The 24472-nt window shown below is 59.5% G+C and carries 27 protein-coding genes; 10 read left to right on the top strand and 17 right to left on the bottom strand.

The annotated features are described in order from the left end of the window. The first annotated feature begins 448 nt into the window (after nucleotides 1-448). Together JKL45_RS30895 and JKL45_RS22725 are read left to right on the top strand one after the other, a co-directional pair. A complete protein-coding gene (locus JKL45_RS30895) occupies nucleotides 449-745 on the top strand; it encodes a DUF6894 family protein (protein WP_376771064.1) in 297 nt (98 codons plus the stop codon). Nucleotides 746-1075: 330 nt separating this feature from the next. Beyond that, nucleotides 1076-1327 carry a ParB N-terminal domain-containing protein gene (locus JKL45_RS22725; RefSeq protein WP_201863998.1) on the top strand — a complete coding sequence of 84 codons (252 nt, stop codon included), beginning with the start codon at nucleotides 1076-1078 and terminating at the stop codon, nucleotides 1325-1327. Between the two features lie 719 nt (nucleotides 1328-2046). On the opposite strand, the gene JKL45_RS22720 is transcribed toward JKL45_RS22725, so the two are convergent. Beyond that, nucleotides 2047-2310, bottom strand: a complete 264-nt coding sequence (locus JKL45_RS22720; RefSeq protein ID WP_201863996.1) for a hypothetical protein — start codon at nucleotides 2308-2310, stop codon at nucleotides 2047-2049. 1191 nt (nucleotides 2311-3501) lie between these two features. Next, complete coding sequence (locus JKL45_RS22715; protein ID WP_201863992.1) at nucleotides 3502-3825, bottom strand: hypothetical protein; 324 nt, start codon at nucleotides 3823-3825, stop codon at nucleotides 3502-3504. Between the two features lie 854 nt (nucleotides 3826-4679). Here JKL45_RS22715 and JKL45_RS22710 point away from each other — a divergent pair. The 3 genes from JKL45_RS22710 (at nucleotide 4680) to JKL45_RS22700 (ending at nucleotide 6144) form a co-directional block, all read left to right on the top strand. Then, nucleotides 4680-4829, top strand: a complete 150-nt coding sequence (locus JKL45_RS22710; protein ID WP_201863990.1) for a DUF1127 domain-containing protein — start codon at nucleotides 4680-4682, stop codon at nucleotides 4827-4829. A gap of 521 nt (nucleotides 4830-5350) precedes the next feature. Beyond that, nucleotides 5351-5614 (top strand): hypothetical protein, encoded by a 264-nt coding sequence (locus JKL45_RS22705; RefSeq protein ID WP_201863989.1) that lies wholly within the window; start codon nucleotides 5351-5353, stop codon nucleotides 5612-5614. A gap of 17 nt (nucleotides 5615-5631) precedes the next feature. Beyond that, nucleotides 5632-6144: a 3'-5' exonuclease gene (locus tag JKL45_RS22700; RefSeq protein ID WP_201863987.1), complete on the top strand. Its 513-nt coding sequence runs from the start codon at nucleotides 5632-5634 to the stop codon at nucleotides 6142-6144. A gap of 134 nt (nucleotides 6145-6278) precedes the next feature. Here the strand turns inward: JKL45_RS22700 and JKL45_RS22695 are convergent, their stop codons facing one another. Continuing rightward, nucleotides 6279-6497 carry a WGR domain-containing protein gene (locus JKL45_RS22695; RefSeq protein ID WP_312897018.1) on the bottom strand — a complete coding sequence of 73 codons (219 nt, stop codon included), beginning with the start codon at nucleotides 6495-6497 and terminating at the stop codon, nucleotides 6279-6281. A gap of 48 nt (nucleotides 6498-6545) precedes the next feature. Further along, nucleotides 6546-7241, bottom strand: coding sequence for a hypothetical protein (locus JKL45_RS22690; RefSeq protein WP_201863986.1), 696 nt, complete (start codon nucleotides 7239-7241; stop codon nucleotides 6546-6548). A gap of 957 nt (nucleotides 7242-8198) precedes the next feature. Here JKL45_RS22690 and JKL45_RS22685 point away from each other — a divergent pair. The 3 genes from JKL45_RS22685 to JKL45_RS22675 all read left to right on the top strand — a co-directional run bounded on the left by JKL45_RS22685 (nucleotide 8199) and on the right by JKL45_RS22675 (nucleotide 10323). Further along, nucleotides 8199-9239, top strand: coding sequence for a helix-turn-helix domain-containing protein (locus JKL45_RS22685; RefSeq protein WP_201863985.1), 1041 nt, complete (start codon nucleotides 8199-8201; stop codon nucleotides 9237-9239). A 125-nt stretch (nucleotides 9240-9364) separates the two neighbouring features. Then, on the top strand, nucleotides 9365-9637 hold the full coding sequence (locus JKL45_RS30890; RefSeq protein ID WP_201863984.1) for a LuxR C-terminal-related transcriptional regulator: 273 nt from the start codon (nucleotides 9365-9367) through the stop codon (nucleotides 9635-9637). A gap of 476 nt (nucleotides 9638-10113) precedes the next feature. Then, nucleotides 10114-10323 (top strand): cold-shock protein, encoded by a 210-nt coding sequence (locus JKL45_RS22675; protein WP_201863983.1) that lies wholly within the window; start codon nucleotides 10114-10116, stop codon nucleotides 10321-10323. Between the two features lie 82 nt (nucleotides 10324-10405). Here JKL45_RS22675 and JKL45_RS22670 read toward each other — a convergent pair whose 3' ends face one another. The 13 genes from JKL45_RS22670 to msuE form a co-directional block, all read right to left on the bottom strand. Continuing rightward, complete coding sequence (locus tag JKL45_RS22670; protein ID WP_201863981.1) at nucleotides 10406-11089, bottom strand: hypothetical protein; 684 nt, start codon at nucleotides 11087-11089, stop codon at nucleotides 10406-10408. Between the two features lie 232 nt (nucleotides 11090-11321). Then, nucleotides 11322-11453, bottom strand: coding sequence for a hypothetical protein (locus JKL45_RS30550; RefSeq protein ID WP_281401798.1), 132 nt, complete (start codon nucleotides 11451-11453; stop codon nucleotides 11322-11324). A gap of 905 nt (nucleotides 11454-12358) precedes the next feature. Then, on the bottom strand, nucleotides 12359-12565 hold the full coding sequence (locus JKL45_RS30885) for a GcrA family cell cycle regulator (RefSeq protein ID WP_376771063.1): 207 nt from the start codon (nucleotides 12563-12565) through the stop codon (nucleotides 12359-12361). 965 nt (nucleotides 12566-13530) lie between these two features. Next, entirely contained in the window at nucleotides 13531-14256 is a 726-nt protein-coding gene (gene phbB, locus JKL45_RS22660) for an acetoacetyl-CoA reductase (protein ID WP_201863979.1), read from the bottom strand. A gap of 732 nt (nucleotides 14257-14988) precedes the next feature. Continuing rightward, a complete protein-coding gene (locus JKL45_RS22655) occupies nucleotides 14989-15741 on the bottom strand; it encodes a MetQ/NlpA family ABC transporter substrate-binding protein (RefSeq protein ID WP_281401799.1) in 753 nt (250 codons plus the stop codon). Nucleotides 15742-15864: 123 nt separating this feature from the next. After that, complete coding sequence (locus JKL45_RS22650; RefSeq protein ID WP_201863977.1) at nucleotides 15865-17274, bottom strand: LLM class flavin-dependent oxidoreductase; 1410 nt, start codon at nucleotides 17272-17274, stop codon at nucleotides 15865-15867. 93 nt (nucleotides 17275-17367) lie between these two features. Next, complete coding sequence (locus JKL45_RS22645; RefSeq protein WP_201863975.1) at nucleotides 17368-17940, bottom strand: HupE/UreJ family protein; 573 nt, start codon at nucleotides 17938-17940, stop codon at nucleotides 17368-17370. A gap of 105 nt (nucleotides 17941-18045) precedes the next feature. Next, on the bottom strand, nucleotides 18046-18549 hold the full coding sequence (locus tag JKL45_RS22640) for a cupin domain-containing protein (protein ID WP_201863974.1): 504 nt from the start codon (nucleotides 18547-18549) through the stop codon (nucleotides 18046-18048). A gap of 126 nt (nucleotides 18550-18675) precedes the next feature. Further along, nucleotides 18676-19635, bottom strand: a complete 960-nt coding sequence (locus tag JKL45_RS22635; protein ID WP_201863973.1) for an ABC transporter substrate-binding protein — start codon at nucleotides 19633-19635, stop codon at nucleotides 18676-18678. A gap of 12 nt (nucleotides 19636-19647) precedes the next feature. Then, nucleotides 19648-20751 carry an LLM class flavin-dependent oxidoreductase gene (locus JKL45_RS22630; RefSeq protein ID WP_201863972.1) on the bottom strand — a complete coding sequence of 368 codons (1104 nt, stop codon included), beginning with the start codon at nucleotides 20749-20751 and terminating at the stop codon, nucleotides 19648-19650. A 15-nt stretch (nucleotides 20752-20766) separates the two neighbouring features. Continuing rightward, nucleotides 20767-21618, bottom strand: coding sequence for an ABC transporter ATP-binding protein (locus tag JKL45_RS22625; RefSeq protein WP_201863971.1), 852 nt, complete (start codon nucleotides 21616-21618; stop codon nucleotides 20767-20769). Between the two features lie 4 nt (nucleotides 21619-21622). Beyond that, entirely contained in the window at nucleotides 21623-22429 is an 807-nt protein-coding gene (locus JKL45_RS22620) for an ABC transporter permease subunit (protein WP_201863969.1), read from the bottom strand. After that, nucleotides 22426-23034 (bottom strand): FMN reductase, encoded by a 609-nt coding sequence (gene msuE / locus JKL45_RS22615; RefSeq protein WP_201863967.1) that lies wholly within the window; start codon nucleotides 23032-23034, stop codon nucleotides 22426-22428. Before msuE ends, JKL45_RS22620 begins: the two co-directional genes overlap by 4 nt. A gap of 561 nt (nucleotides 23035-23595) precedes the next feature. On the opposite strand from msuE, the gene JKL45_RS22610 reads away from it, so the two are divergent. Then, nucleotides 23596-24063 carry an Lrp/AsnC family transcriptional regulator gene (locus JKL45_RS22610; RefSeq protein ID WP_201863965.1) on the top strand — a complete coding sequence of 156 codons (468 nt, stop codon included), beginning with the start codon at nucleotides 23596-23598 and terminating at the stop codon, nucleotides 24061-24063. 174 nt (nucleotides 24064-24237) lie between these two features. After that, on the top strand, nucleotides 24238-24426 hold the full coding sequence (locus JKL45_RS22605; RefSeq protein WP_201863963.1) for a hypothetical protein: 189 nt from the start codon (nucleotides 24238-24240) through the stop codon (nucleotides 24424-24426). Nucleotides 24427-24472 lie beyond the last annotated feature (46 nt).

Below are 24472 nucleotides of genomic sequence, written 5' to 3'. Positions count from 1 at the left end.
TGCTAGCGACGGATACATTTCTAATGCTGCCTCCCTGCCTTTTGCCCTCGAACCGCCCTTCAGCAACTCGGATAGAGCCAGTTCGTCCAACGCCACATCTGTCGAGTTAGCGGCCAATCTTCCCAACCTTCGTGACTGCCCAAACGTCGGAAGATCCCTGATTAGATGTGCTTAATGAAAGCGGTCAGGTGTCTGCGCGCGGTTCTTCCTTCTCACGCTCACATCGGTGAGTGGGCGCAAGTCGACGTCCACGGATTGTTTACACTGGTCGAGACAGGATGGCTGGAGCGGGCGCATGGCGTATCAGCCCGCACCGGTGCTCCAGTGTCTTCGGTGAGTGACATTGGGGTTGTTGGAGGGCTTCCTCTCCGCTGATGCCCTGGCTGAGGGGTTCAGACAGCACTTTCAGCCAGGGCGCATTCTGTCCGAAAGTACCCTATGTTGACGTATTGGTGCTGGCCTAAGGGAGGTCGCTGTTGCCCGCTACTACTTCGACATTCGCGATGGCGCACAGAGTGCGCACGATGATGAAGGCACCGAGTTCGACAGTATGGACGCTGCCGTGCAGACTTCCGGTCAATCGGCGGCAGAGATCGGAGCAAACCGGCCTGCCAAGGGCGATATCAGTGATGTTGTCATCGAGGTGCGGGACGAGCGTGGCCGACGGATCTGCACCGTCAGAGCTTCGATGGAGATCAAGCGGCATTCTCCTCCGGCTCATGATCCGCATCCCTGGAGCGCGTAGTTCCACATGCCAGTACAGACCAAAACGGGGCCTCGTCCAATGAACAGTTATGAGCACCAGATAGGCTGCTGATCGAGGCCCGATGTCACGGGTCCGGTCGTGCAAAGTCACGGTTTGTGCGCAGGCAGACGAAGCGGCCGGAAAAAGAAAGCTCATTAATGCTGCGAGCTTGCTCATGGTGATGTCTCCACTAAGGAGACCCGACGCACAAGGCTGGCGAACTGTGAAGCTGAGATCATCGTGAACGCCACTCGTGAGGGCATGTTCCTATGCAAGTCGGATCCCTGCACGTAAGCTTCACCTGCGAGGACAGACACAGGAGCCGTCGGGATGGTGTTGAAGCGGCAGATGCTCTCAATTCAGGATGTTTATGTGCCGGTGAAACGGCGTCAGACGCTGGATCCGCAGAAGGTTGAAACCCTGGCCGAGAGCATGCTGGCGAAAGGTCAGGAAACGCCCATTCTGGTGCGGCCGGACGGCAGCCGCTTTGTTCTGGTGGAGGGGCTGCATCGTCTGGAGGCCTGCAGGGCTCTTGGCGAGACGACGGTCCCCGCCTACTTGGTTCAAGCTCGTAAGCATTGATTTGCGTTTAGTGCACTGCTGGAGCCAATCAGAACAAGCAGGAAAAGGCAGAGGCAATCAAGAGGCCATTGGTGGCTGGTTCTCAGGCCAAGCGTCGGCGGGGCTGTCAGACGATATGTGGCTGCTCTTCCTGAGTATCTACCCTAAGGCTTGGCCTCTTATTGCGCCTGAGTGACCACAACAATCACGACGATCCCGGCTCGTCTGCGCTCCGCAGCCCGTGCGAAAGTGACCGAAAGCGCCTCCTCTTCGGTAGGGTAGCTTGCGAACGTCTCCCCGTCATGTGATACCGACCACAGGTCTTCACTGGTGCGTGTGACCACAAAGTGTTCCATGCCCGTGGCTCCCTGCTGTGACCCATCGTCAAGCTTAGGTGCCGGATCTTGCCGTCGCATCAGGCTCAAGGGAGTAGCATAACACCAACAGGTATAAGTCGTCTGATCCAAACTCCGGCAGCCTGGATTCGACGGCATGAGCAGATCGCTTACCTGAGCCCTTCCCATATCCCGGCATAGGGCGCGTTGAGGTTATCAGCCTGATCCCCTGCGGGGTTGTTTCGTTCTCTGCATGAGGCTTTGGTCGAGGGTCTATAAACCCCCAGCCGGGCCCCTCGGCGGGGCGTTCGCCTCTACCACGGAAGTGCTGCGCATAACCTTTGCTTCATATGGTAGATTCCATGCTACCACAGGATTGTTCAGGCGCTGAGGTCCGCGATGCCGCTAACCCAGAACCCTATTGTGGAATGGCCGACGGCGTTCCGCCACCTCCTCCAGGGCCTTCAGATCGCGATTGGCCCGGACGGCAAACGCCACGGCCGGCTTGACATCGATGTGGATTCGGAAACCCTGTTCGGGCTCAACGACTTCGAGGCCCGGGTTCGGCACCGCCAAGTCCGCCTCAGATTGGCTGATGAAACGGAATGTCTCGTGGGCGAGATGAACGTTCTGGTGGGCCTTGGAGCCGCGGCTGATCCAACTCGGCATATCAGCAAAATCCGTATCAGCTTCCACGACATCCAAGATGACAGTTGTGTTGATCCAGTCTCTTAGGTGTGAGGGGCACGCAGGTTAAGTGTCTGCTGACATGCAGAGGAGGGTCAGGACATTCCAACTTTGCGGCTACAACGAATTGCGCTCCAAGTATTTCGACAAGAAGTCTACGGCACCAGGAAGTCTAACTGATGCGAGCGTGACCCGTCGGCGGACCTGTCGCCCCATCGGACCTTAACGGTTCAGCTACCATGATGGACCTATCCTGAGGGACGCCGGCGCCAGTCTCGTGAGCGCCACCAGCCGTCTATTTTGATCCAGATGGTTGTCCTCAGCCGTGGTCTTACTTCTCCAGGAGCTTCGATGTTTCAGGCCTTCATGCGAACTCTCCCTCGCCGGTACCAAGCCGCCGCCGTCGTGGTTTTGGGATTAGGCGCTGTCGCAGGATGGAGCCTGCTGTCTGGATCACGTGAGTTGACGGCGGAGCCAGAACGTCAATTATCGGCACCGGCTGCCGAACTTCCAACAAGTCAGAGGGCGATACTGCCCGAACGGAACAAAGCCCAGAGCCCAGCAACTGAGATCCCAGATCCCAGCATGTCGTCCGGTTTTGCTCAGAAAGAGATCGCTCGCTTAGCCCAGGAGAAAGTCCTGGTTCAGTCCAAGCCAGTCATAGCTCGCCCAGCGCTCCAAGCCAGCTCATCTGCAGGTCGTCAGCCGCAGACCGGAGCTCCCCAAACCGGCTTGGTAGCGCGCAAACCACCAACTCCGCCGCAGGCACCAGCCCGCCGCGTCAGCACAGCGCAGGCGGAGGCTGCACCCGGTAGCAGCAAGCGCTGAGTAAAGGCGAATGCGCAGTGGGAACCCGAAGTGAATGCCTTGCTCGCTTGGCTTTTGGGTTGCATTGGTCGAAGCACAGTAGGGCATGCGTTGATTCCGGCTTACCTTGCGCAGACATTCAACGCTGGTGCTCCCAGCCATTGGCAAGGCCTCAGGGCTTGCATCTCCTTCAGCTGGTGGGATCAGGACATTCTAACTTTGCGGCTACAGCAAAAAGGCCAGTAACATATCCTATGGAACATAAACCAATCCAACACTGTGCCGTCGAGGGGTGGCAACAGCAAAGCATCGCGTCGAGCAGGTGGTGCTGTAGCTCGGTTTCCTGACCGGATCTTCTGATGACGGCTAGCTGCGTCTCAAGAACTCCAATCCAGGCGGCAGGTCATGCCCCTGCCGAGCGGGTCGTATCGCCTTGATGGAGGGTCTTGCTTTCTGCGGAGCCTCGTCAGTGATCCAAGCGGATTGCCTATCCAATGTCGCTAAAGGACAACCCGCTTCGATATGAAGCATCGCCTCCTGCAGCCACAGGGCCTGTTGCACAGCGGAGAACTGCGACAGGTAGCGCTGATCTCTCTCATGGAAGGCGATCTCCAGGTTTCCACCGCCCTTATCGCTGACCTGAATCATAATCTGATCCAGCAGTCTTTCCTCGATGAGATACCCGTCCATCTGAGCGGCGGCGACAGGACCCGCGACCGTGACCAACCTCTTCATGCCGTACCCTCTCTGAAAGGCTCAGGCGAGTGTAGACAGCACGTATGGTGGCGCGGTACGAAATCCTGCAAACATCCTTAATTGCTCAACCATTCAGTCGGCGCTGCGGCTGGTCGCTGGTCAACGCGATGATCCATTCAGAACCCCAGGGCTTCGGTATGCATCAACCTGACGCCCTCCCTCATCGCTGAAAAGCCAAGCTTCAGCGCTTGCACGGGAGGGGAACTCTGTCGCGTGTACTCTGGGGGTGAGCTTCCCACGAACAGGAACGACAACCCGCCATTGGCTCTTGATCTGGAGAACGTAGGCCGGTGAGTGCTCTTGCCTCTTCATAAAGGCCGTCCGTTTTTTGATCACCGGGTCAAGGTAAGAGACGCACGGTTGTTAGAGAGTTAAACAAGCCGAGCCACCCCAAGGCAAAGACTTAATGTCCGAGTCGGATGGCCTGAGAGGCCTTTGTACAAAAAGATAAGTGTCATGAGGCCAGTGGCAATCAGGGCCTTCAGACATTATGCGGGAACTCTCGACGGGCAACGAGAGCCCTCATGCGTCCGTTAGGTTCCTACGGCAAGGAAAGGCTAACGCAGGGTAAACGCTCCCTATCTGTTCCATGCTAATTCCGCATGGCAGGAGCGACCCCTTTCGGGTTTGTTTTAAGCCAGGCGCGCTGTAGATGACCCCTCCTCCGCCGCGGCCTCCCTGTGGCGGGTTTCCTCCCTAGACTCGGCCACCCCAAAAGGTGGCCTTTTTTCTCGCTGCCCGTGCGCAGTGCCTGTGCACGTGGGCTGGCTCATCATTGAGGTTGCATCATGTTTTTATCAGTTGTTCTGTCAGGCCTGCGTCGCTGGCTGCTCGCTCGTGAGACCGCTCGACAGTTAAGTGCTCTGTCCGATCGTGAGTTGTCTGACATCGGCATTGCGAGGTACGACATCACGCGGGTGGCGCGGCAGGCGCAATAGGTCGGCCGCCGTGTGGGTTGGGTGAGGCGACAAGGGGGGCAGTGCATCCGTGCCCGTCCTTGTCCCTCAGGCCATGCGGCCACGACGCTGATTTAGCCGCCTTATACGACAGCGCCATGACATGTCAGGCTCCCTCCGAGGAAGAGGTCAGCGGCTTCAGCGCAACCGACAGGCGCTTCTTAATATGACCCGGGAGGAAGCGGCGCTCCGTATCGCTCAATCTAACTGCGAAGCCATGTCGTTCAGGAGCGTCTTCATAACTATCAAGAGCAGTACTTGTTATAGGACCCAGTTCAACATCGTGGGTGGATCTTGAGAGCATGCTCAGCGCAATGACCAGGATCAGGTTGGCGTTCTCAAGAGCAATGATGTGAGCGGTTAGGGAGATGGGGTCCTTGCGCCCACGCTTTTTCTACACCTGCCCCAGAATGCCGCGACCAATTGTTCCTTGATTACCCCTCCTCCGCTCGTCCGCTCCGTGATACCAACCAGTGGTACTGACCCTACCAGGAACAAAATCCATGGCAAACAACCCGAAGACGGATGAAGAGCAGGCCGAAGCCAAGGGGCAAGCCAGCACTCCCATGTTGGATCGCCTTGAGAGGCTTGCGAGTGCCGCATCGGCAGGCTCCCAGGCAAAGCAATGGCGGGCACGTCAGAATGGTTTGCAAGATCAGGGGGAAGCCTCGCAGGTGCGCAACCTCAACCATGATACAGAGGCCAAGGATCAAGCCGAAGAAGCGATGCGGCAGATGATGGCTAAGGCGGCAGGAAAGCGGCGTTAACCGGACGGTCTGGGCCTATGAAGCTGGAAGACAGATACGTCGTTATCGATGTCGAAACTGCGCAGTCCTACGATCACATCATCGAAATCGCCGCTGTCGAGGTCATCGGCAGGACAATCTCCCCTCGCTCGTTTGTCCGGAGGGTTAAGCCACGCTCAGCCATGAGTCCATTCTGCTATGCGGTTCATCGCATCTCATTGGCGGAACTGGAGCAGGAGCCGTACTTCAACCACGTCATCCATGACCTGATCGACTTCGTCGGTGACGACAGGATCGTTGCTCACAATTATACCTACGAGTACAACACGCTCAAACGGGAGTTCGAGCGTGCAGAACGGCCGACGTATCCACGGGGGCGTTTCTTTTGCACCATGGCTTTGGCCAAGCAGTCGGGCCTGCCGGGCAAGCTCCGCCATGCCTGCGCGCAAGCAGGCATCGGTATTAATCACCTCCGGCATGAGCATGATGCCTTGAACGATGCCTTGTTGGCAGCCCATTTGTTTCTGAAGCTCAGTGCGACTGAAAGATAGAACGGGTCGGCCGTTGCACAAGCCTTGGTTTTACGCTGACAAGAGCCTCACCTGGCCGTGCCACGCCTGTGCATGACGGTTATGCTACCTGTGGATTTTGCCATATCGTCGAAAGAAAGCCGACGATGGCGCGATCAAAGGTCCGTATAACCCTTTTGCTGCTGGGCTGCGGCCCACGCTTCCAGCGCCTGAGCGGCCTTAGTCTCATCGGGGAAGATCCCGACCTGCTCCTGGCCTTTGGACCCGACCAGACCCCAGTTGCGGACCACTCGGATTGCGCCGAACAGGTCGCGTTCGATCATCAGGCTGAAGAAGCCGGCCCTGCTCTGCTCCGGGTCATACTGATAGAGCACCAGGTGATGCTGGATGGGCGAACGCGCATCGGGCGTCAGCCAGCAGCCTTACTCGGAGTTGCCCTTCTGGAACGTTCTTTCCATCTCCCGCACCATGGCTTTCTCAATTTCGTCGAGGTTGACTTGGACAGCTTCAGCACTGGCTTGTGTCTTGGCCCTGGTCACCTGTTCCTGTTTGGCCTTAGGCTTAGGTTTGTTGATAGCCATCCGCGTCTGAACAGTGAACCGGTCTTCCAAGGTATCAATCAGACTGTTAAGCGCCGCATCGGACAGCGGGATGTCAGGAGCTTCAACGAGCCCTTGAAGCGCGATGGACTGATGGGTGTAGCGCCGATCTTCCGTTACCTCGGGCCCGAACCACTCGAGCGGGCAAAAGGCGCCCGCCTCCCCTTTAGAGACGAACTCCACGGTGATGAGGTGCAGGGCACGAGGACGGATAATCTCGTCGACCAAGGCATGCGCCTCGTCGATCTGCAGCACTGTGCGGATGTACTCAATCTCGCCGGCGCAGACATCGAGGAGCGCATGGGCATGGGCCACCGGGATATCAGTCTGGTCCTCGGCCTCACCGTCAAGGCCAACTCTCCTGAGGATCAGCAGTCCTCTGTTCTCTTCGAGGCGTACCCAGACGGAGTGATCCCGCTGCTCACGAAAGAAGCCCTCGACGTGAAGCAGCCCTCCTCTCTCGCGCAGGATCAGGCGGGCGAAGGATGGGGCGAGCAGAAAGCGGCGGCGAACTGTCATGAAACTCAAGCATTGTCAGGAATTAGGGGCGCCTGCCTTTGGTACAATCCGGAGGGAGGGAGAGGCAATACTGAACCCCGTAGTATGGTTTCCGCCGGGCTTTCTCACGACACGAGCGAGGTATTCACAAACGACAACGCCCCGATAGAGTTAGCCGTGCTGAGCTCGCTTTCAGGGCGCTTTTGTGATGCCGGTTGCAACACTATGCCGCTACAATACGCCACGAGCTTTACAGATGCAACGAAATAATGTGTGTAAATACGAAGCGCTCCGGCGAGAGGCTGAGCACAAGACTTCTCACCATGGTGTGTGCGATGTGTTCCGTCATCGCACGATCCACGTAGATGCCTACACGAGAAGCTGATGTGTGGTGCCACACCATTAGATCGAAACATGATTATTCAACCAGATTGCAGCCGGCCCCATAGAGGTGCATCTGGCCAGATCGTCGGGGACGATCACTTGGGAGAACGTGTCACTATGCCGTAACCGCCTTCAAGGCGCGCTCAATCGTCTCCACCAGTTCCATAAGGCGGTAAGGCTTGGCGAGAAAAGGCACTCCTACTAACTCGCATCGGCCATGGCAGATCCGCGAGCGGCCTGAAGTAACGACAACGGATAGAAGCGGTTGCAGAGACAGGGCCGTTCCCGCCAGCCTGAACCCGTCTTGACATCCAAGATCAATGTCAGTGAACAAGACATCTGATTGGTTAAGGGCCAATTGTGGCAAGCCTTCAAAACATGATTTGACAAGTCCTCGTTATGGTTAGCAAATAGTTCATTGATCATCTGGCGTTCTTGCGCAGTACCCGTTGCCAACGGTTAATCTGCTAACTCGCTAATCTCAGAATACTTTCTTTATATGCGGGATCTACGTATCCCTCTTCTCATCCCAATCTGATAACCTTTATCTAGTGCGAAGAACGACACAATCTGAACTGGGGCTCTCGATCGATTATGTCAGGCCTGCCATCCTTTTCCTTCAGCGGATCTGCGGCCTCATCCGCCGAGGAGGCATTCTGTTCGTGGCGCAGCATAACGTCTCCTCTGTTTGATGTAGCCCCGCTTGGTTCAGGAGCAGCCTGTGATTTCAATGTTGACGTCGACAGCTTCCATCTCGGACCTCTTGTCCTTGGAAGTGTGACAGCAAGCGCTCAGCAGTTTCGCCGCTCACAGCTCACCATCGCCCGCAGCGGTGTTGATCATTATCTCGTTCAACTTTACTCCCGAGGCGGTTATGCTGGAGAGGTAGAAGGGCGGCCAATTCAGGTCGGGCCAGGCGATGTCAGCATACTCGACCTCTCCCGGACATTGCAGACGCAGGCAGACAGCTTCAAGAACCTGAACTTCATAGTGCCCAGGGCCGTACTGGAGCCGCTTCTGAAGCATCCCGACGGACTACATGGGATCGTGCTGTCAGGCCGGACAGGACTCGGCCATGTGCTCGCCACGTACATGCAGACGATCCAAAAAACGGCTGGCTCGTTGAGTGCAGAGGATGGCGCAGCGATCTCCGAGGCAACGGCAAGCCTGATTGCCGGTTGCTTCGGCCCTTCGGCGTATACACAAGAAAAAGCCGCAGCCGCCAAGAGGGGTGCCTTTCTCCTGACCATTAAGCGCTACATTGAGGCTAGCCTAGCCGATCAAAGCCTGAGCGTCGATCGTATCACCCGTGAGTTCCACGTGTCACGAGCGACCCTCGTTCGCATGTTCGGGCCGCTCGGCGGGTTGAGTGGATATATCCGCGAGCGCCGGATGTTCCGCTGCTTTGCCGAACTCACGTCCCCAGCTCACACGCATCGCTCCATCTCGGATATTGCCTACTCGTGGGGGTTCGGAAATGAGGCGGCCTTCAGTCGTGCATTCCGGCGGCTGTTTGACATGTCGCCCCGAGAGGCCCGCTCGGAGGGGAACCTAGCTCAGATCGCAGTCCAGCGGAGCCGGCCGGGTGCAGGGGGACCAATCTTGGCGCAGTGGATTCGCGATCTCCGGGGGTGATTCACCCTACAACCGTATATCCCCCCGTTTGATGCAAACGGCACAGGTTTTGCGCTGGCGGGCAAAGTAGGCCGTTTTCTCTGACGCTATGATACGTTAGCGCTAGGACTGCGGGGGCAGCTATCATGACTGATAACCTGATTTGCCTGTGTGGCATCCGAAGACGCCGACCTGAGGCGCACTTCGACATGGATGTATGCGCCCCTGTTCTGTCTCAACAGGAAGCCAGTGTCCTTTGCCTTCTCGCGAGAGGCCGAGAGAACAGCGACATAGCAAGGGAACTGGCTGTGAGCGAACACGCCATTAAAGAGCGCATCAAGACGCTGTTCTACAAGGCACGAGCCAGAAGCAACCCGCATCTGGTAGTAACGCCCCGAGAGCAAGTCCGAAGCCTTTAGAATAAAAGGGACAGAGGTCGCTCTGATGTTGGTCGGCGCTACTGAGCAGCGGGATGAACGCGCCGTTTCCGTCGCTCGTCGCGCGGCAGGTGAGCAGCCGCGATCCGACGCCTAGTGAGGCTAAGATGATCCATCCGGTGCGGTCGGCTCACCAGTGAACCTTTAACCAATGATGTCTCCGATACCGGCAACAGCTGCGACACAGGCCCAAGCACTGTGATGGGCTCTGCTGATTTCGAAGCTTGTTTTCGTGGCATTTACTGCTCGGGATGAGGGGCAACATGTGGAGCCCTGCGCTCCTCGTCGGCCCACTGCTTATAGGCCTCCCCACCGCACACAGGGAGTGCTGACACTGGCAAGATGTAGTTCTGTGTGGGCGCTGATCTTCTTGAGTATTACGCGGCGCTCGACACTCTCCGCATTCTGAGGCTAAGATTTTCTCTCACCTGGGCGGCTTCAACTGAGGGAAGAGTGTGGTGGCGACAGGAACGGTGAAGTGGTTCAACGAGCAGAAGGGCAATGGCTTCATACAGCCGGACAACGGCGGCAAGGACGTGTTCGTTCATATCAGCGCCGCGGAGCGTGCTGGCCTGCGTGGATTGGCTGAGGGCCAGAAGATCTCCTATGAGGTTGAGGCTGACCGCCGCTCCGGCAAAGAATCCGCTGTGGACCTGAAGACAGCTTAGTCTGATCCGTAGGAGCTCAATCGGGCGGCTTCGCAGGGGCGGCAGCCTCCCACGCAACGGGATTGAGCGTTCGTCGGGCGTATCAACTCTTGCGAGGGCTCAAGGACCGGGCGAGTTCGCGAATGACGCTGTCCTCGATCTCAAGATTATCCTGATCGTCCTCGTCTTCTGCTTCGGCCGGTTTCGAAGGAGCAGCAGGCTGAGGAGCCGCAGCTTGCGGCTGATGGGCTCCAAAACGGCCCTCCAGGGTATCGAGCAAGCTATTGAGTGCCGCGTCTGTGATCTCCACCTCAGGGGCTGGCGGCAATCCGGACAGAGCCAGGGAGTGGCTTTGGTAAGCAGGGTCTTCTGTAACCTCCGGGCCGAACCAAGGCAAAGGATAGAAAGCCTGTTCGTTCTCTGATGGAACGGCCACTGCCACAAGGTCGAGGGGAGCGGGCCTGAGGAGGTGAAGAACCTGGATCTCGTGTGAGCCGATCGACAGACTGGTGCGCAAGTACTCCACCTGACCCTGGCTGACGGCGAGCAGGGCCTGGGCATGAGCCGGCGGGATGTCTGCCCGCTCCTCGGACCACCCATCCGCACCAGCCTCAAGGTTCAGGCTGCTGCGGCTCTCCTCGATCTGCACATACGCGCTGCGCTGAGGCTGATCAGGGAAGTAGCCCTCGAGCACGCGCTCGCCTCCCCTCTCCTTCCGGATCAGGCGCGCCACAGACGGAGCGATGACGAACAGGCGCGGTATTGGCACGCGGCGGGCCTCTCTCATGAACGGGCGTCTGCCCTGCCCTTAACCTAGGGCACAACCTTGAGAGAGAAAGCAGACGTTGCCTCAGGCGGCCCTCAAGACCCTGGACAAAGAGAAGCGCCCCGCATGGCAGAGGCGCTTGAGTTCCAGGGAGGACCAGCCCCCCAGCCGCTCCATCATGGACCCCATCAGCATGGCTGAAGGATGAGAGTCTGGCTGTACCGAAAAGAGCACAGGCGCCAGAACATCGCCCTCAGAGGCTAGCCAGCAGCAGGCTCAAGCCGATCAGCATGCCCAGGGAGGTTACAAATCTGATCATGGCAGATGTGAACGTTGGCGCCGGCACAGGAGCAAAATCCGGCACTGCGACATCGGTCTGGCGCATGGTGAACACCTTCAGGAAATCAGCTGGTTCTGGAAAAGCGCCAAAGGGAGGAGCAATCGCGCCGCTTGGTGGGTATTTCTCTGTCCGATTTGTCCGCCAATGTCTGTAGCCGGTGGGACACACGACCGATCGTGATACGGCTGATCGTCGGCAATCCTGCCTCATCGGAAGCAGAAACAACCTCACCTCGGCCATGAGCGTGGTTCGGCATTCCTATCGGTGGTCGATAGCGACAAACGTCGGGAGCCGGACAATGCGTACCGAATCCTCTCTCGGACCGGTCCGTTTGGCTGACGCTGATCGGTTGCGTGGCTTACGCACCTAGGATGTAGGCCTAGTCATAGGCATGGGTGGATCTACGGGGTTCCAGTTTTTGATTTCCCGACTGCTGAAGACCACAATGCTGCAGGTCAGGACGAACAGGAACAGCGTCACCAGAACGGTGAAGATCTGAGGATAAGCCATTCCAATAAAATGCGTGGTGGGATGCGGACGGCTGCCACCCTCAGAACGCTCATGTCATTGAGCTAAGCCCGCAGCCGTATAATTGGAGTGCGGGATTGTCGACCACCTTAAGCGGCCTACATCCAGGATGTGCGTCATTCCCTTGGCACACCAGCGCCTTGGTTGAGGTTTTTTAGACAGCGCCTCGGCCAGGGCGCTTCCCAAAGGGCTTGACCTGCCGGGCAGTGCGCCACGCTGCCGCGCCCCTTTTAGGCCGCTTGCGCCAGCGACCTAAGGTGCAGAGGAGCTTCCTCTGAAAGGAGCGCCGCACTGTAGAGGTGCGGCGCGTCGCAACGGCATTATCAAATCCGCTGAAATATTGAAATGAAATTTCCTTAGTCGCCCTATGCACGCAACGCATGATCAGCATCCGCTCTGAACAAAGCTGCGGTCCAACCCCTCTAAATAGCGCTCTTAGCAGTGCCAGCTCCACCTGCCAGCGGCTTTGTGTAGACCAAGCGCCGATGCCACGGGCACCAGCTTGATCCGTCTAGGGTCTCGCCCCCGCAGAAGACGGCTTCTGACCGATCGTCTGAGACAATGAAACGGCACTGCCGCGCCCGCAGCTTGAAAAGGGTTGTTCGGTTGCGCGGGGACGGCTCAATCATCTCAGGCATCGCTCTCCAACCTGATCCTCGAATGGGAGGGCAACACGATGACGCCCCTTGGGAGTTCCATGCCTGCCTGAGCTATCAACAACTTGATGGCTGCATCCTATTCTCAGCAGCCCTCTGGCGCTCTGCTAGGAGGGCGAGACGTCCATTCCGTCACATCGTAGCTTTGAAACGACCAAAGGGCTGAAGTGACAAGCCTATCCTCGCGAAGCAGATATAGGAGGATCAAGCCCGCTCATAACACGTTCTTAGCTCCCACAATGTAAGCAGGGTGTGTGCTGAGAAAGGTGAGAAATGCCCCTGCGGTGGAAGCCAACGATTCCTGATGACAACAACCCAAACGATGTGGTGGGTAGCCTGCATCTGCACGTCTTTGCGCGGGTGTACCGGGTTTCGAATGGAAGTGACCAGGGCCGCTTTCGTTGGTATCTCAACGACGTGCCCGGATCAGCCGGGGTGGTGCTGCAAGGCATCGAGGAGACCCAGAGGAAGGCGCAACGGGCCGCCAATCTCCATTTTCAGCGGTGGCTCAAGCGGGCTGGGCTTGTGGAAGCCCCTGTGAGAGCCAGGAAGAAACTCACCCTCCTCTTACCCCTTGCCCCAGAGTCGAAAGATCTCAAAGGGACACAGGCAGTAAGGTCGGCGTAAACATCAAGTCTCTTGAGCAGGTGATTGAGGTTCCGGCCGAGTACGTGAAGAGCATCTACGAAGGATACATCGGCCGATCAACGAAGACCCATGGTCTCTATGCCAAGCTGGTCCAGGATAGCCTTGCACCGTTCATTCGGCCACACAGTCGACCTTCGCCCCTGCAAGATCCACGACCCACGCTACCACGCTAAGTAACGTAGGCCTTGGAAACTGGCTTGGCACACCCAGCCCCGGGGCTGGAGGGGTCGCCTTGTGGCGAGGCTCCGCCCTCGCTCAAGCAGCCTGACCCTCTGGGGTCGGCGCGAGCATCACGCCATGTACTGGCCGCCGTTCACCGACAGGGTCGAGCCGGTGACGAAGCCGGCGTCGTCGGCAGCCAGGAAGAGCACGGTGCGGGCGATCTCTTCCGCCTCGCCGAGACGGCCCACCGGAATGAGCGGCAGGATCTTGGCTTTCAGCACCTCTTCCGGCACCGCCTTCACCATCTCGGTGGCGATGTAGCCCGGGGCGATCACGTTGACGGTGACGCCCTTGTTGGCGTTCTCCTGCGCCAGGGCCTTGGCGAAGCCGATCACGCCGGCTTTTGCCGCGGAGTAGTTCGCCTGTCCCATCTGGCCCTTCTGGCCGTTGATGGACGAGATGATGACGATGCGGCCGAAATTGCGCGAGCGCATGCCGTCGATGACGGGACGCGTGCAGGTGAACATGGAATCGAGATTGGTGCGGATGACGGCCGACCACTGGTCGAAGGTCATCTTGTGGAACATGCCGTCGCGGGTGATGCCCGCATTGTTCACCAGGATGTCGACGGGGCCGAGTTCGGCTTCGACCGCTCTGATCCCCGCCTCGCAGGCGGCGGCATCGGACACGTCGAACTTGAAGACCGGAATGCCGGTCTCGCCCTTGAACTGGTTTGCGGCCTCATCGTTGCCGCCGTAGTTCGCCGCAACCTTGTAGCCTGCTGCTTTCAGGGCTGTTGAAATTGCGGCACCGATGCCGCGAGTTCCGCCGGTGACCAATGCAACGCGCGCCATGCTGTTTCCTTCCCAGGACAGTTCTGCGGATCTCTCAAGGATCCAGGTTGTTATACGGCGAAACTAGGCCTCAGTTCCCGACCGCAACAGGTGTAGCTCAGGCAGCCTACTGGGGCCTGGAGGATGCAGGCCCCGTATCAAGGCGAATGCCGCGCTTTGAGCTTGGTGTAGCTGGAGCAACTCCCATAGCAGAAAGCGCCCTCTTCCAGGCCGCTGTCTGTCCGGCTCGACCGGTACGACGAAGGAACCGGCGGCGCCATAAACAACAACATAGCCTTGGCTGTCGCGATCGCGCTCAACCTCTTCGAGAGAAGCGAACCACTGGCGGATGACGTTCACCATAGGATTGCCCGCTGCTGGAGTAAGAGCATGCACGCAAATCGTACTCCAATCCGCTGTCGTCGTACACAAACCCGGTCCATCGTCGTGCCATGTCCCTACCAGCAAGCTTGTCAGTAATCCCAACTGGCCGCTGAAAGCTGTGTATCTCGGCAGGCTATAGAACAACTATGCCCGGAGGCTATGGCTGTGATTACTGGCGCATTTCCTGTCTGACCGGTCCGGTAGCGGTAAACGAGGGTAAACGCCTCCGGCTCGTTCCATGCTCATGGCGCCTAGCAGGGGCTCGAAGTCACATCCCCAATAGAGCGACCTCCGGCTGCCTTAACCTAAAGCTTAAACGAGCTACACCAACGCCCACTAAGCTTTAACAAGCTTTGATCCTCCTTCCTGTCACCAGACGGGCACAAAGAACTTCCCATACTTCCTGGCGATGTAGTCCTTCACCTCGGGTGAGCGATAGATAGCAATAAACTTTGCGATCTTGGGATCGTCCTTCCGGTCAGCGCGCACGACGAACTGCAGGGCGTAGTGCCCATCGCCGAACCCATCGGCGATCAGAGCCTTCTCAGGGTTACCACCTGACAGCAACAGATAGCTGATGCTGACTTGACCCAGAGTCACGTCATCGAGGGCACGAGGCAGTTGCGCGGCTTCCAGTTCCCGGAAGCGGAGGTTCTTGGTGTTGGAGACAATGTCGAGGACAGTCGCAGCATCACCCACCCCTGGCTTGAGGGTGATGAGGCCGGCCTTCTGCAGCAGTTGCAGGCCGCGCGCGCCATTCACCGGATCATTGGCAATGGCCACGACCGCATTATCGGGAACTTGGTCAAAGCGCGTGACCTTGTTCGAGAACAGACCCACCGGCATCACATAAGTCGGGGCAATCGGCGCAAGCTTGTATCCACGCCCTTTGATGGCGGCGTTCAGAAAGGGAATATGCTGGAACAGGTTGGTGTCGATATCGCCATTGGCCAGCGCTTCATTCGGTGTCACCCAGTCGGAAAATTCCACCACCTGAACATCGAGACCCTGCTGCCGAGCCCGCTCTGCGGCGAAGTTCATGATTTCGGCCACTGGCCCACCGCTCGTCCCAACCTTCAAGGGCTTGGCGAAGGCCGCACCGGGGTTCGACAACTGGAGCATGAGTCCGACGACGCCTGCAACAAGGGCGCTGACGCTACGACGGGAGATCGTGTGATACCGTGCGACTAACGAAGTCATTTTTGTACGTCCTCTAATCAAAAGCTGAAGGGGAAACAGACTGCCTTATTCGGCTGCGGGAGCGATGGTTTGGGACGAAAGAGCTGAAGACCCGATTGTGCGGAACGATGCGCCCGGATGACTCTTGACGAGGCGCGCCTGCCCGGAGCCAAACAGCTTCTCGCGCAAGGTGCCCTCTTCGTAGTCGCGCTTGTAGATGCCCCTCTCCTGCAGAAGCGGCACCACCAGATCGACGAAGTCTTCCAATCCTTCGGGCGTGACCACCCGGCTTAAATTGAACCCGTCGATGTCGGTATCCTCGACCCAGCTCTGCAACTCATCGGCGATCTCTTCGGCCGATCCCACGAGTGGCTCGTTGCGACTGCCGAGACCCTTCTGGCCAAAGATCTTGCGCAGCGTCCACGTCTCGCTGCTGTCGACGGTAAAGGCTCGCAGGATGGAGTTCGTGGCATCGTTCTCCTCGTGGCGGAGCGGCTCGTCAGGGTCATAGCGGGAGAAGTCCACGCCCGTGATGCTGGAGAAGTGCGACAGAGCCCCCTCGATGCTCGCGTAGCGATGGTACTCCTCGTATTTCTCCTCAGCCTCCTTGCGGGTCCGCCCGACAACCACAGCGCGGCCAAGAAACACCAGAATGTCAGCAGGATCCCGCCCCTGCGCCTCTGCCCGCCGCCTGAGGTCCGCGACGGTTACACGGGTGTTCTCCTTCGTTGGGCCCGCGAGGAACACGCATTCGGCGTGCTTCGCGGCAAAGTCCTTGCCCCGGGACGATGCGCCGGCTTGGTAGAGAACTGGGGTGCGCTGCGGTGATGGCTCCGAGAGATGAATGGCATCGACCCGATAGTGCTGTCCTGAATGCTGCACCCGGTGGACCTTGCGTGGATCGGCGTAGACCCCGCGCTCGCGGTCGCGCAGAACCGCGTCGTCCTCCCAGCTGCCTTCCCACAGCTTGTAGACGACCTCCATGTACTCCTCGGCCGTCTCATACCGATCGTCGTGCTTCGCCTGCTTGGCGAGACCCATGCCGCGTGCAGCGCTGTCGAGATAGCCCGTGACGATGTTCCAGCCGATCCGCCCACGCGTGAGATGATCGAGCGTCGACATGCGACGGGCGAAGAGATACGGCGGCTCGTACGTGAGGTTGCACGTCACACCAAAGCCGATGTGCTTGGTGACCGCCGCCATGGCCGGCACAACCAGGAGGGGGTCATTGACCGGCACCTGAACCGCGTGAGCAATTGACGGATCAGGACTGCCCTTGAAGACGTCATAGACCCCAACGATGTCAGCGAGAAAGATCCCGTCGAACTTGCCGCGCTCGGCTGTGCGGGCGAGATCCTGCCAGTATTCGAGTGTGTTGTAGGCTGTCGACCGATCCCGCGGGTGAGCCCATAGGCCTTGCTGGATATGGCCGACGCAGTTCATGTCGAAGGCATTGAGCCGAAGCTGCTTTGTCATTGGGAGGGTTTCCTATCAAGTCTCGTGCAAGGGCGGTATCATCGGCTCGTCGAAGCGAGCCGCACTGAGGGAGGATGTGACAACCGCCTGCACTCAAACGAAGAACAGAGCTGCGCCGGCCAGAGCAACGCCACCTCCAATGACCCGGCTCATCGCTGGCACTCTCCCGACAGCGCTTTGCAGTCCGAGCCCGCAGCCGAGGAGAAGCGCGCTGGCAACAAGGAAGCCAGCCCCATAGTCGACGGCGCTCACGGCGGGCGCGATCTCAGCACCGTGCGCATAGCCATGAAAGATCCCGAAGAGCCCGCAGGTGCCGGCAGCGAAAACAAGGGATGGTTGCAGATTGAGCATCACGGCAAGCCCCAGCCCCAGAACCGATGCGGTGATCCCAAGCTCGATCATAGGGAAACCAGATCCGATCAGGGCTGCCCAGAAGCCCAGCGCCATAGCGCCCAGAAAGCTGGCTGGCAGTCCAATGATCGCCCGTCGCCCCAGACTCCCAGCCCACAGCCCGACCGCGGTCATGGCCAGCACATGATCAATCCCGCTGAAGGGATGGGTAAAGCCGGACATAAAGCTGGTGGCTACATCATGACCGGTATGAGCCAACGCTTCGGAGGAAGACATGGCCGCGAGGGCGAGCGCAGGGAGGACGTAGCGTTTCATACAGGATCCAACTGACGAGAATGCACAAGGCGGCTGGCGTGTCCTTGGTAGGCATTGGGGCAGACCAGCGGATTGAATTCAGATGTTTGCCTGATCGGTGGTCGATCACTGCGGATGCTTGTGGATTGGGTCGACCCAGTACACTTCTTCCGGCTGCTCGACTGGATCGACATCCGTGATGTTGACCACCACGGCCTCGTTGCCCGAGCGCACAAGGACGCATTCCAGCGGCTCGTCCGGACTGGCATTGATCTCCTGATGGGGCACGAAAGGCGGCACATAGATGAAGTCTCCCGGCCCGGCCTCGGCCACATACTCGAGGTGATCGCCCCAGCGCATGCGGGCTTTGCCGCACACAACGTAAATCACACTCTCCAACTCGCCGTGATGGTGGACGCCCGTCTTGGCATTCGGCTGGATCGACACCGTGCCGGCCCAGATCTTCTGGGCGCCTACACGCGCGTGGTTGATCGCCGCCTGACGGAACATCCCGGGCGTTTGGGCGGTGTTGGCATCGAGCTGGTCGCCCTTGATGACCCGCACGCCATCGTGCTTCCAGGGGTGGTCCTCATGTGAATGGTCGTCGTGCTCGTGATGATGTCCGCTCATTGTCCTGTCTGACCAAGAGGTTTTGCCAAGTCGAAATGGAGCATGGGCCTCAAGTCCATGCCTGGGATGCTGTGCGCTGTTAGCGGCGAGTCCAACAAAAGCGCACAGCGTACTGGTTGTTGGTGGCTAGCGCGCGGCCGCCTCCTGCACGCCGCTGAGCACCGCCGCATTGAACGACGAATCAAGCACATCGGCAGCCTTGAGAGGCTTCGGGATCAGGCCATTGCGGACATAGAGGTCGATGGTCCGCTGCTCGGCCGCCGCGACCTCGGCATCGATCGGCACCGGACGGGCATTTGCGCCGGAGAACCACCGCAGCGGGATCTCCTTCGGCAGGCCGATGAGCTTCGCCCAGGTTGCCGCGTAGGACTCGCGATTTGCCGATTCCCACACCCGTGCCTTGGCAAGGCGGCGGACAAAGTCCTCAAGCTCACCCCGCTTGGTCTGGATCGCCTCCACGTGCGCCGCCTGGAACCCAAGACCCGGTGTGATGCCCTGCCCATCGCGCACGATGCGGGCTTCGCCTGAGAGCACCAGCTGTGAGGTATACGGCTCCCAGGTCGACCAGGCATCGAGGCTGCCGCTGGTCAGCGCCGCCTTGGCCTCAGCCGGCAGAAGGAAGCTCAAGCTCACGTCCGTTTTAGCCAGACCGGCGTCCTCAAGGGCTGCCAGCACGAGTTGATGGCCAATGGAGCCACGGCCGGTGCCAATGCGCTTACCCTTGAGATCGGCAAAGGTCTTCACGGGAGAGTCGGGGCGCACCAGAACGGCCAGGCCGCCCTGGTAAGACCGGGTTGCCAAGATCGCCTTGATCGGGGCGCCAGAGGCCGCTGCAAAGGTAAAGGGCGCATCGCCAACGATGCCGGTGTCGATGGCTTCGGCGTTCAGAGCCTCCAGCAGGGGGGCGGCGGCCGGGAACTCGCTCCATTCGAGCTTGTAAGGCAGGTCCTTGAGCACGCCGGCGGCTTCCATCAGGGCGCGGGATCCTCCGCGCTGGTCGCCCACCTTCAAAACAGTCTCGGCCCAGGCGGGCGCCCACGACAGGGTAAGAGCGGCTGCGGCAGCCAGAAGAGATATGCGCTTCATGAGAGGTCTCCTTTATTCGGCTGCCACAGCGCGCTGGCTGGAGCGCTCGTCGAGCAAGCGGCGGAAGGCGGGGATCAGGTCGCGACCGTACTGGATCGCGTCCTCGAGGGGCTCGAAGCCCCGGATGAGGAAGGTGGTGACGCCAAAATCGTAGTAGTCGAGCAGCGCATCCGCGACCTGATCGGCGGTGCCGACCAAGGCCGTCGAGTTGCCCTGGGCGCCCGTCACCGCCGCAATCGCGGTGTACAGGCGCTTGTCGAGCCGATCGCCCTGGGCGGCTGCGGCCAGCAGCCGGCGTGCGCCTTCGTTCGGCGGCGGGGCCGCGGTGCCCAACCCCTTGGCCGCCCGGACCGCTTTGATGCGCTCGAGAAGCCCTTCCGCTCGGGCCCAGGCACGATCCTCCGTCTCGGCCAGGATCGGGCGGAACGAGAGACTGAAGCGCACATGGTGCTCGCGACCATGCCGGGCTGCTGCAGCGCGGACCCGGGCGATGGTTTCCCGCACCTGAGCGTGCGTCTCACCCCAGAGGGCATAGACGTCGGCGTGCTTGCCAGCCACTTCGATGGCCACCTCGGATGAGCCACCGAAGTACACCGGCAGGTGCGGCGTCTGGACCGGCTTCACGGTCGAGAAGGCGCGCTCAAAGCGGTAGTACTGCCCGGCATAGTCGAACGGTGTCTCGCTGGTCCAGGACGCTTTCACCACATCGAGATATTCGCTCGTGCGGGCGTAGCGCTCGTCCTTAGTCAGGAAATCGCCATCCTGCCGGAGTTCCTGGTCATTGCCGCCGGTGATGATGTGAACCCCGGCGCGGCCGTTGGTGAGATGATCGAGGGTGGCCAGCTGGCGGGCGGCCACTGTCGGGGTGGTGAACCCGGGCCGGTGCGCGATCATCAGGTTGATGCGCTCGGTCACGGAGGCGGCATAGGCCGCAATGTGCTGGCTTTCCGGTGAAGTGGAATGGAAAGCCACGAGGAAACGGTCGAAGCCGCCGTATTCCTGCGCCTGGGCTAGGGCCCGGATGTAGTCGCGGTCGATAACGGGTTTTTGGGCGGGATGGGCTTCCGACTCGTAATGCGTGCCGACAAAGCCAATGAACTCGACGTCCTTGCTCATGATGGTCTCCTGTTTCTACGATCGGGCGAGGGCGTCAGCTGACGCGGCCCAGACGGCATCTTCCAACCGATGAGTGGGCGCTGCGGGCGCTGTGTTGCGCACGGGGGTGCGCAGTTCCTCAACCGGCTCCACAGGGTTCTCGTCTTCAACCCCGAGTTCACGAAGGAGACGCGAGCGCAGGCTCGCAAAGGCTGGCTGCGCATGACGGCGTGGGCGCTCCAGATTGACGTGGAGATCAAAGCCGATGCGGCCCTGGTCCAGAACCAGCACCCGGTCGGCGAGCAGCAGCGCCTCGTCCACGTCATGGGTCACGAGAAGAACGGCCGGCCGGTGGGCGCGCCAGAGCGAGGCGACCAACCCTTGTGTCTTGAGCCGGGTGAGAGCATCCAGGGCCGCAAAGGGCTCGTCGAGCAGCAGCAGCTTCGGCTCCCGCACCAATGCTCGGGCGAGTGCGGCACGCTGAGCCTCGCCGCCGGACAACGTCAGTGGCCAAGCCTCGAGCCGGTGGCTCAGGCCCACTTCAGACAGGGCGGCCACCGCACGCTCGCGGGCGTCAGGTGTGCGAAGCCCCAGCGCCACGTTGGCCCATACCCTCTTCCACGGCACGAGGCGCGGCTCCTGGAATACCACGGCCCGCTCTGCCGGTACCGTCACGGTCCCGGCCGGAGCCTCGTCTAGACCGGCCAGTGTCCGCAGGAGCGTCGACTTGCCCGAGCCGGAGCGTCCGAGAAGGGCTACGAACTCGCCAGCCCGGATGGCCAGGTCGAGACCATCAAGGATGTTGGGGCCGCGGCCGAAGGAGCGCACAAGGTTTGCGACGTGCACCACCGGGTGCTGTCGTGCTGTCAGGGCAGGATGAGCGTTCATGGGATCAGTCCTTCAGAAAGCTGGGTCGCCAGGCCAGCACCCGACGCTCGAGAATACGGACGATCTGATCGGCGCTCAGCCCCAGGATGGCGTAGACGATCAGGCCTACGAGAATGATGTCGGTGCGCAGGAAGTCGCGCGCGGTCATGACCAGGAAGCCGATGCCGGTATCGGCATTGATCTGTTCGGCCACAACGAGACTGAGCCAGGCAACGCCGAGGGCATAGCGAAGCCCAACCAGGGCCGACGGCAGGGCGCCGGGCAGCACGATGTGGAACACCTGTTCGCGCCGGGTTAGGCCCAGGGTGCCTCCCGCCTCGATCAGCTTGGCGTCCACGCCGCGAATACCGGCAAACAGCGTTAGATAGATCGGGAACATCGTGCCCAGGGCGACAAGGGCAATCTTCGGTGTCTCGCCGATGCCGAACCACAGAATGAAGAGGGGGACGAGCGCCAGAAACGGCAGTGTTCTGAGCATCTGCAGGGTGGCATCGAGCAGGTCTTCGCCGCGTCGTGAGAGACCCGCGATGAGGGCAAACGTCGTGCCCACAACGATGCCGATGCCAAGCCCTATCGCCACGCGCCCTAATGACACCAGGAGGTGCCGGGGCAATTCGCCGGAGGTGATCAGTTCGGCGAATGTGCCGGCGATCATCGCCGGTGAGGCGAGCGTGCGGGTCGGAATGAGGCCGGCACTGGCCGCCACCTGCCACAGGACGACGATGAGAAGCGGAGGGAGATACCGGCGATTGCGCAGCCACTGGTCTGAGCCGGTGCCCGGCGCGGGGGTAGAGGCGACAGCCGCACTCATCGGGCTGCTCCACGACGAACAACCTGAAGGTTGACCGAAGGCAGCGACGAGACCGTCTCGGCTTTGGAAGCCTCAGTCCCAATTAGGACTGCGAGTTGTTGCGCGGCGGTGCTCACCCGAGCCCGGACGCCAGCCTCGGCCAGTCGTCCCTCCACAAAGTCAGTATCGCTGGCGTAGACGGCCGTCGGGACGGCCAAGGCCTCGAAGAAGCCGAAGAGCGGCCGCAGGGCATGTTCGACCACAAGCGCATGGCGTGGGCCTCCTCCGGTGGCGGTGAGCAGTACGGGCTTGCCGACCAGCGCTCGGGGATCGACCAGATCGAAGGCATGCTTGAACAGGCCCGCGTAGGCGCCCTTGTACACCGGTGTGCCGACAATCAGCGCATCGGCCTGCTCGATGGCATCGATGATGCGAGCTGCCGGCAGGGTCAGATCCTGGCGATGCAGGGCCGCGCCCAAGCCCGGACCGGCATCAGACAAGTCGAAGATGTCGAGGCGCACCTGTCGGTGGCTTGCCACCTCGGCGGCGACGGCCTCAATGAGGCTGCGGGTCTTGGAGGGACGGCGTGGGCTGCCGGAGAAGCCGACAATGCGGGGCAGATTCATGGCACAAGTTCTCCTTCCGCCGGCGGAAAGCCGCGGCGTTGATCTCTCAGGGTTGGGAGGAGCGCAGCCTTGAAGGAGACCTGTGGTTCTCGCCCCAATTCAACGCACGTGATGAGTATCAGGTGAGATTAAGTGGCTTCTGCAGGCATAACAGCCTCGGAGTTGTTAGTAGTCATGCGCTCACTCTTCTCAAAAGAAACTTGGAATGCGATCGCCCCACCGTTCGGAAGCTTATGAGAGGCTGAATCACCCGTCCGATGGCCTGAACATCACTCGTTTTGTTAGCCATAAGGATCGTCGTGATCCACCCGCCTGTCAACGAGAATGTTCGTTCTTTAGAACGCCTCAGCCAGGGACAATCTTCTCCTACATATGTCCAAAAGAGGGGAATCCATCTCCATCGACGCATTCGCCCCGTCTTTTGGGTGCCTAAGCCAGATGCGATGACACTTGAACATCCCAGTTTGTTCGTTATAAAGAACAAACCAAACAGAGACAGTGGATGAGGCTTAGCCATAAAGCCTTAGGACGTTTTTTGCTCTACGCTCGCTGAGGTCTCACATGGACGCGACAGATACCAAGATCCTGATGCTGTTGCAGGAGAATGCCAGCATCTCGATTGCTGAACTCGCTCAGAGAGTGAACCTATCCCAGACGCCATGCTGGAAGCGCATTCAGCGTCTGGAGACTACTGGAGTTATCGAGAAGCGTGTCGCGCTCGTTAATCCCGAGAAAGTTGGGTTAGGACTGACAGTGTTTGTCTCCATCGAAATCTCCGACCATTCAGGACAATGGCTTCAGCGCTTTGCGGAGTTCGTTTCGGCCATGCCCGAAGTGATGGAGTTCTACCGCATGGCTGGAGACGTCGATTATATGCTGCGGGTGGCGGTGCCTGATATGGCCGCGTACGATCGCTTCTATCAACGTCTCGTCGAAGCGGTCCCACTCAAGAATGTTACGTCGCGTTTTGCCATGCAGCGGGTGAAGTCCACCACAGCTTATGATCTAGTGTCGAGCAGCGGGCGCTGATTTAGACCAACAGCGACGCGTATGGGCGTGTGCGCCTTGCACAACAGCCGTTGTACGAGATCGTTACTGCCCTATGGAACCGGATCATCATTCTGTCTCAAACAGCCATCGTGCGGACTTGGACCACCTTCGATAGAATGCTGACCTGTTTCTGCAGATCGAAGGATGGCTGGAATGGCGGCAAAGGTGAGGGTAGAGTTTGATTTTATGAACCTGTTCGTGTTTGGCCCCGGTTATACGGCTCAGCGTTTCATCGATACCTACAAAGAGCGGTTCACCCGCATCTGCGCTACGTATCGCTCTCCCGAGAAGGCCGAGGCGCTGAAGGCTTCCGGGTTTGTCACGTTAACCCGAGCACGGTGACAAGGCGTGTAGACGGGTTGGCATGACCAAACCCGTTATCTACAAG

This window comes from Microvirga soli, from assembly GCF_016734765.1.
GTDB lineage: Bacteria > Pseudomonadota > Alphaproteobacteria > Rhizobiales > Beijerinckiaceae > Microvirga > Microvirga soli.
Note: the sequence above shows the minus strand (reverse complement) of the source record. Positions and strands in the feature narration are given on the sequence as shown.

Bases quoted from the DNA above. Each gene is read 5' to 3' on its own strand.
- JKL45_RS22725 (WP_201863998.1), top strand. From the start codon at position 1,076: ATGGTGTTGAAGCGGCAGATGCTCTCAATTCAGGATGTTTATGTGCCG.
- JKL45_RS22720 (WP_201863996.1), bottom strand. From the start codon at position 2,310: ATGCCGAGTTGGATCAGCCGCGGCTCCAAGGCCCACCAGAACGTTCAT.
- JKL45_RS22715 (WP_201863992.1), bottom strand. From the start codon at position 3,825: ATGGACGGGTATCTCATCGAGGAAAGACTGCTGGATCAGATTATGATT.
- JKL45_RS22710 (WP_201863990.1), top strand. From the start codon at position 4,680: ATGTTTTTATCAGTTGTTCTGTCAGGCCTGCGTCGCTGGCTGCTCGCT.
- JKL45_RS22705 (WP_201863989.1), top strand. From the start codon at position 5,351: ATGGCAAACAACCCGAAGACGGATGAAGAGCAGGCCGAAGCCAAGGGG.
- JKL45_RS22700 (WP_201863987.1), top strand. From the start codon at position 5,632: ATGAAGCTGGAAGACAGATACGTCGTTATCGATGTCGAAACTGCGCAG.
- JKL45_RS22690 (WP_201863986.1), bottom strand. From the start codon at position 7,241: ATGACAGTTCGCCGCCGCTTTCTGCTCGCCCCATCCTTCGCCCGCCTG.
- JKL45_RS22685 (WP_201863985.1), top strand. From the start codon at position 8,199: ATGTCAGGCCTGCCATCCTTTTCCTTCAGCGGATCTGCGGCCTCATCC.
- JKL45_RS30890 (WP_201863984.1), top strand. From the start codon at position 9,365: ATGACTGATAACCTGATTTGCCTGTGTGGCATCCGAAGACGCCGACCT.
- JKL45_RS22670 (WP_201863981.1), bottom strand. From the start codon at position 11,089: ATGAGAGAGGCCCGCCGCGTGCCAATACCGCGCCTGTTCGTCATCGCT.
- JKL45_RS30550 (WP_281401798.1), bottom strand. From the start codon at position 11,453: ATGCGCCAGACCGATGTCGCAGTGCCGGATTTTGCTCCTGTGCCGGCG.
- JKL45_RS30885 (WP_376771063.1), bottom strand. From the start codon at position 12,565: ATGATTGAGCCGTCCCCGCGCAACCGAACAACCCTTTTCAAGCTGCGG.
- phbB (WP_201863979.1), bottom strand. From the start codon at position 14,256: ATGGCGCGCGTTGCATTGGTCACCGGCGGAACTCGCGGCATCGGTGCC.
- JKL45_RS22655 (WP_281401799.1), bottom strand. From the start codon at position 15,741: ATGCTCCAGTTGTCGAACCCCGGTGCGGCCTTCGCCAAGCCCTTGAAG.
- JKL45_RS22650 (WP_201863977.1), bottom strand. From the start codon at position 17,274: ATGACAAAGCAGCTTCGGCTCAATGCCTTCGACATGAACTGCGTCGGC.
- JKL45_RS22645 (WP_201863975.1), bottom strand. From the start codon at position 17,940: ATGAAACGCTACGTCCTCCCTGCGCTCGCCCTCGCGGCCATGTCTTCC.
- JKL45_RS22640 (WP_201863974.1), bottom strand. From the start codon at position 18,549: ATGAGCGGACATCATCACGAGCACGACGACCATTCACATGAGGACCAC.
- JKL45_RS22635 (WP_201863973.1), bottom strand. From the start codon at position 19,635: ATGAAGCGCATATCTCTTCTGGCTGCCGCAGCCGCTCTTACCCTGTCG.
- JKL45_RS22630 (WP_201863972.1), bottom strand. From the start codon at position 20,751: ATGAGCAAGGACGTCGAGTTCATTGGCTTTGTCGGCACGCATTACGAG.
- JKL45_RS22625 (WP_201863971.1), bottom strand. From the start codon at position 21,618: ATGAACGCTCATCCTGCCCTGACAGCACGACAGCACCCGGTGGTGCAC.
- JKL45_RS22620 (WP_201863969.1), bottom strand. From the start codon at position 22,429: ATGAGTGCGGCTGTCGCCTCTACCCCCGCGCCGGGCACCGGCTCAGAC.
- msuE (WP_201863967.1), bottom strand. From the start codon at position 23,034: ATGAATCTGCCCCGCATTGTCGGCTTCTCCGGCAGCCCACGCCGTCCC.
- JKL45_RS22610 (WP_201863965.1), top strand. From the start codon at position 23,596: ATGGACGCGACAGATACCAAGATCCTGATGCTGTTGCAGGAGAATGCC.
- JKL45_RS22605 (WP_201863963.1), top strand. From the start codon at position 24,238: ATGGCGGCAAAGGTGAGGGTAGAGTTTGATTTTATGAACCTGTTCGTG.